A 4,838-nucleotide genomic window follows, 5' to 3' on the forward strand; every position below is an offset into this window, starting at 1 on the left:
GCGGCGCCGGTGTTCCTGGCTGAAGCGGAACAGGTAGCCGCGGCATTCGGTGGCCGCGAGGATGCAGGCGCGGATCCCGGGATCGAGCTGCTCGGGCGCCACGCCGGGATAGGGTGCGAGCCGGGCCAGGATATCCGGATACGGGATCAAGGTGACATTGCGACCCCCTTCGGGATCGAATCCGAGGGTGGCGAGTTCGCCGAGGCTGGTACGAAACGGCTCGATCTTCCGCACCGCTTCCTCGGCTTGGGCATACGTTGCGAACGGCGCCGGCGTGTCGGAACTCCCGCGCGGAAGCATGCCGGAACAGCCCGCCAGGAGCACTGCGGCAAGAGTGGCCGGGAAGATGGCGCAGCGCATGAAGGAAGTATGGTGCACGGCGCACCACCGAAGTTGATGGCCGTCAGGCAGCGCATGCGTTGGACCAGGCCACCGGGGACGGCTCGGGCGCCGCATCGCGCTTGTGGCCTCCTCCCAGGCCCCGGACCCGCGTCCTTCGGCGACGGCGCGGATTTCGCGCACGACCCGGCCGGCCGGCCCGTTCGCCTTTTCCAGGTAGGAAGCCACGCCGGAGGCGACCGCCCGGAGGCCGTACCGCTGAGCCGAATAGGCGGAGAGAAGGAGGTCACCCGGCGCGCATCGTCGTGCCGGCCTGAGCCTGCACGCGCACGCGCGCCGGCGGCAGCGCGATCGTGAAGGTGGAGCCCTGGCCGGGCGCGCTGTCGATGCGCAGCTCGCCGCCATGGCGCTGCACGACGTGCTTGACGATCGCCAGCCCCAGGCCGGTGCCGCCGCTTTCGCGCGAGCGGCTGCGGTCCACCCGGTAGAAGCGCTCGGTCAGGCGCGGCAGGTGCTCGGGCGGGATGCCGGGGCCGCTGTCGCGCACCGACAACACCGCACCGCCTCCGGGCGTGCTCGCCGCCCGCACTTGCACCGTGCCGCCGGAAGGCGTGTAGCGCACCGCATTGCTCACCAGGTTGGACAGCGCGCTTTGCAGCTCGCCCGGCGCGCCGCTGAGGGCCATGTCGGGCGCAGCCTCGAACGCGAGCCGCAGGGTCTTGGCCTGTACGGTGGCCAGCGCGCGCGCCTCCTGCTCGCACTGGGCGACCAGGCTCTGCGCGGCCACCCACTCGCCCTCGCCCGGCGGCGGGCTGCCTTCCAGGCGCGAGAGCGTGAGCAGGTCCGCCACCAGCATCTGCATGCGCTCGGCCTGCTGCGCCATCATGCCGAGGTAGCGCTCGCGCTCCGCGGCGGGCAATTCGAGCGTCTGCAGCGTCTCGACGAAGCCGGAGAGCACCGTCAGCGGCGTGCGGATCTCGTGCGAGACGTTGGCCACGAAGTCGCGCCGCATGCGCTCCGCCTGCTCCACTTCCGTGACGTCGCGCGAGAGCAGCAGCCGCTTGCCTTCACCGTAGGGATGCACGTGCAGCGCCAGCCTGCGCGGCCGCGCCGGGGTGCTGCGCGGCGCATCGATCACCACCTCGCCGTTGTAGTTGCCGGCGTGGTAGAACGCGGCGAAGCGAGGATCGCGCAGCAGGTTCACCACCTGCTGCTGCAGGTCGCGCTGCGCATCCAGCCCCAGGTGGGTGGCCGCGGTCTGGTTGAACCATTCGATGCAGCCGCGCCCATCGAGCAGCACCACGCCATTCGGCGAGCTGCGGATCGCATCGAGGAAGGCCTCCAGCCGCCGCTCGGCATCTTCCGCGCGTTCCTCGCGCGCGGCCAGCGCCCGTCGCGCCCGCGCCGCCGCCCGACCCCACACGCCGCCCATGGCGGGGGCGCCGCGCAGCTGGCCGGCGTCGAGCCAGCGCAGCACGCGCGAGGCCGCGAGCGTGTCGACCGCGAACCAGGCCGCCGCACCCGCAGCCATGCCGAGGGTGGCGCCCGGCCAGGACTCCAGCAACCAGCCGACCAGGGCCCCGAGAGCGAGGCTCAGCGCAAAGGCGAAGGCACGGGCGCTCACGCGCTCCCCGGCTGCGCCGTGATGCGGTAGCCCGCCCCGCGCACCGTCTCCACCAGGGCTCCCGCCGGGCCCAGCGCCTCGCGCAGGCGCTTCACGTGCACGTCCACCGTGCGCTCCTCGAGGAAGACGTGGTCGCCCCAGACGCGGTCCAGCAGCTGCTGGCGGCTGTGCACCCGCTCGGGATGCTTCATCAGGAAGTGCAGCAGCTTGAATTCCGTCGGTCCCAGCTTCAGCGGCTGGCCGTTGAACGACACGCGATGCGTGGCGGCATCGAGCGCCAGGCCGCCGAGCGTCACGCCCTCTTCCGATTTCTCCGGCGCGCGCCGCCGCAGCACCGCGCGGATGCGCGCCAGCAGCTCCCGGGTGGAGAAGGGCTTGGTGATGTAGTCGTCGGCCCCGGCATCCAGGCCGGCGACCTTGTCCGGCTCGTCGCCGCGGGCGGTGAGCATGAGGATCGGCACGCCGCGAGTGCGGGCGTCGGCGCGCCAGCGGCGCGCGAGCTGCACGCCGCTGGCGCCGGGGAGCATCCAGTCCAGCAGGATCGCATCGGGCAGCACGGCGTCGATCTCGCGCTGCGCGGCCTCGCCGTCCTCCGCCCAGACCGGCGCGAGGCCGTTGTGGCGCAGGTTCACGGCGATCAGCTCGGCGATCGCGGGCTCGTCCTCGACGATCAGGATGCGGGCTTGCGGCTTCATCCGCGCGACTTCACGGTGGATTCGATCTGCTCCATCGTACTGTGCCGCACGTCCGCGCCCTTGGCCACGTAGATGATGAACTCCGCGATGTTGGTCGCATGGTCGCCGATGCGCTCGATCGCCTTGGCCACGAACAGCAGGTCCAACCCGGCGGAGATGGTGCGCGGGTCTTCCATCATGTAGGTGATGAGCTTGCGCACGAAGCCGTCGAACTCGCGGTCCAGCGCATCGTCGGCCTTCAGGATGGCCAGCGCGGCTTCGGTGTCCAGCCGCGCGAAGGCATCCAGCGCCTGGCGCAGCTGCCCGCTGGCGAGCTCCGCCGCCACCCGCAGCTCGCCCGCCGGCAGCGGGCGCAGCGCGCCGCCCTTGGCCACGATGGCCTGCACCATGCGCGCCACGCGCTCGGCCTCGTCGCCCACGCGCTCCAGGTTGGCCGTGACCCTGGACATCGCCATCAGCAACCGCAGGTCGCGCGCCGCCGGCTGGCGCCGCGCGATCACGGAGGACAGCTCGCGGTCGATCTCCAGCTCCATCAGGTTGACGCGGTGCTCGTCCTGCATGACGCGCGCCGCGGCCTCTTCGTTGAAGTTGGCCAGGGCGTAGCTCGCCTGCCGGATCTGCGCCTCGGCCAGCCCGCCCATTTCCATCACGCGCGAGGACAGCGCGTTGAGCTCGCTGTCGAACTGGGTGGAGAGATGCTTGTCCGTCATGTCCCTGCCTCCTTCAGCCGAAGCGGCCGGTGATGTAGTCCTCGGTCTCACGGCGCCGGGGCTTGAAGAAGATCTGCTCCGTCTCGCCCACTTCGACCAGCTGGCCGAGATACATGTACGCCGTGTAGTCGGAGACCCGCGCCGCCTGCTGCATGTTGTGCGTGACCATCACGACGGTGTAGTCCTTCTTCAGCTCGGTGATCAGCTCCTCGATCTTGCCGGTGGAGATCGGATCCAGCGCCGAACACGGTTCGTCCAGCAGCAGCACGTCCGGCTTGATGGCGATGCCGCGCGCGATGCACAGGCGCTGCTGCTGGCCGCCGGAGAGGCTGGCGCCGCTCTGGCGCAGCTTGCCCTTCACCTCGTCCCACAGCGCCGCCTTCTGCAGCGCCCATTCGACGCGCTCGTCCATCTCCTCGGCGCCGAGGTTCTCGAACAGGCGCACGCCGAAGGCGATGTTGTCGTGGATCGACATCGGGAACGGCGTGGGCTTCTGGAACACCATGCCGATCCTGGCGCGGATCAGCGCCACGTCCTTCTTCGAGGTCAGCAGGTTCTCGCCCTCGTAGGCGATCTCGCCCTCGGCCCGCTGGTCCGGATAGAGCTGGTACATGCGGTTGAAGGTGCGCAGCAGCGTGGACTTGCCGCAGCCGGAGGGCCCGATGAAGGCCGTGACCTTCTTCTCGGGGATCTCCAGGTTGATGTTCTTCAGCGCGTGGTACCTGCCATAGTAGAAGTCGAGGTTGCGGACGGTGAGCTTGGCTGGGGCGGGCGAGGACATTCAGGACTTGCTGCGCGTGAGCACACGCGCCAGGATGTTGAGGCCGAGCACGGCCAGGGTGATGAGGAAGACGCCGGCCCAGGCGAGCTGCTGCCAGTTTTCGTAGGGGCTCAGCGCGAACTTGAAGATCGTCACCGGCAGGCTGGCCATGGGCTGGTCCAGGTCGGAGGTGAAGAACTGGTTGTTCAGCGCGGTGAAGAGCAGCGGCGCCGTCTCGCCCGCGATCCGCGCGACGGCGAGCAGCACCCCGGTGACGACGCCGGCGCGGGCGGCGCGCAGCGTGATGCCGGAGATCACCTTCCACTTCGGCGCGCCGAGCGCGTAGGCCGCTTCGCGCAGGCCGGCGGGCACCAGCAACAGCATGTTCTCGGTGGTGCGGATCACGATCGGGATCACGATCAGCGCCAGCGCGATGCCGCCCGCCCAGCCGGAGAAGTGCCGGAAGCGCGCCACCACCACGCCGTAGACGAACAGGCCGATCACGATGGAAGGCGCCGACAGCAGGATGTCGTTGACGAAGCGCGTGGTGGCGCCCAGCCAGCCCCTGCGGTCGTACTCCGCCAGGTAGACGCCGGCCAGGATGCCGATCGGCGTGCCGACGAAGGTGGCCAGCGCCACCATCAGCACCGAGCCCCAGATCGCGTTGAGCAGGCCGCCCGCTTCGTCGGGCGGCGGCGTCATCTCGCTCA

5 protein-coding genes and 1 pseudogene are annotated in these 4,838 nt (G+C 70.4%); all 6 read right to left on the bottom strand.

The window, feature by feature from the left end:
* A pseudogene (locus VFM98_RS07945) lies at window positions 1–360 on the bottom strand (hypothetical protein); the annotation flags it as partial.
* A gap of 265 nt (window positions 361–625) precedes the next feature.
* On the bottom strand, window positions 626–1,963 hold the full coding sequence (phoR, locus tag VFM98_RS07950) for a phosphate regulon sensor histidine kinase PhoR (RefSeq protein WP_325109375.1): 1,338 nt from the start codon (window positions 1,961–1,963) through the stop codon (window positions 626–628).
* Window positions 1,960–2,658: a phosphate regulon transcriptional regulator PhoB gene (gene phoB / locus VFM98_RS07955; RefSeq protein ID WP_325109376.1), complete on the bottom strand. Its 699-nt coding sequence runs from the start codon at window positions 2,656–2,658 to the stop codon at window positions 1,960–1,962. The genes phoR and phoB overlap by 4 nt, the downstream gene beginning before the upstream one ends.
* On the bottom strand, window positions 2,655–3,368 hold the full coding sequence (phoU, locus tag VFM98_RS07960; RefSeq protein WP_325109377.1) for a phosphate signaling complex protein PhoU: 714 nt from the start codon (window positions 3,366–3,368) through the stop codon (window positions 2,655–2,657). Before phoU ends, phoB begins: the two co-directional genes overlap by 4 nt.
* Before the next feature lie 13 nt (window positions 3,369–3,381).
* Window positions 3,382–4,149, bottom strand: a complete 768-nt coding sequence (gene pstB, locus VFM98_RS07965) for a phosphate ABC transporter ATP-binding protein PstB (protein WP_325109378.1) — start codon at window positions 4,147–4,149, stop codon at window positions 3,382–3,384.
* Window positions 4,150–4,838 (bottom strand): phosphate ABC transporter permease PstA (pstA, locus tag VFM98_RS07970; RefSeq protein ID WP_325109379.1); only part of this gene is annotated, 689 nt, incomplete at its 5' end.

Origin of the sequence: Ramlibacter sp., from assembly GCF_035706265.1 — a bacterium.
Lineage (GTDB): Bacteria > Pseudomonadota > Gammaproteobacteria > Burkholderiales > Burkholderiaceae_C > Ramlibacter.

Excerpts from the sequence above, each read along its gene's own strand:
- phoU (WP_325109377.1), bottom strand. The coding sequence starts at position 3,368 with ATGACGGACAAGCATCTCTCCACCCAGTTCGACAGCGAGCTCAACGCG.
- phoB (WP_325109376.1), bottom strand. The coding sequence starts at position 2,658 with ATGAAGCCGCAAGCCCGCATCCTGATCGTCGAGGACGAGCCCGCGATC.
- pstB (WP_325109378.1), bottom strand. The coding sequence starts at position 4,149 with ATGTCCTCGCCCGCCCCAGCCAAGCTCACCGTCCGCAACCTCGACTTC.